The sequence below is a fragment of the Pseudomonas sp. No.21 genome (assembly GCF_054558415.1).
Genome location: NZ_BAAJNO010000046.1, coordinates 1 through 449, shown reverse-complemented (window position 1 = coordinate 449; position 449 = coordinate 1). Strand labels below are relative to the sequence as shown.

At 70.4% G+C, this 449-nt stretch carries 1 protein-coding gene; it reads left to right on the top strand.

Annotation, left to right across the window (positions count from 1 at the left end):
- The coding region (locus ACYJSS_RS30690; protein WP_459481281.1) for a hypothetical protein at positions 1–449 on the top strand (449 nt) is incomplete at both ends.

Sequence of the window (449 nt, the reverse complement as noted above, 5' to 3'; positions counted from 1 at the left end):
GCAACCAGCAGGGCCGCCTCAACGCCCAGGGCGGTGCCCTCACGGCCACCGTCGACAGCCTCGGCAACGGCCAGGGTCGCATCCAGGGCGACAGCGTCGAACTCACCAGCAGCACCCGCCTGGACAACGGCCAGGGCCAGATCGTCGCCACCCAGGGCGACCTCGGCATCAAGCGCGGCGAGGTCATCAACGACGGCGGCCAACTCCTGGCCAAACAGGCGCTCAAGGTCGATGCCGACAGCCTGCGCAACCAGGGCGGCACTGTTGGCGGCGACAGCGCCAACCTCAAGCTGACCGGCAAGCTGGCCAACGACGGCGGCCTGATCGAAGCCAGCAAGACGCTCGCCCTCGACCTCGGCTCCGCCAGCAACGCCGGCGGCAAGTTGCGCGCCCTCGGCAGCACCGGCACCAGCACCTTCGCCATCGGCGGCCGCTTCGACAACGACGGC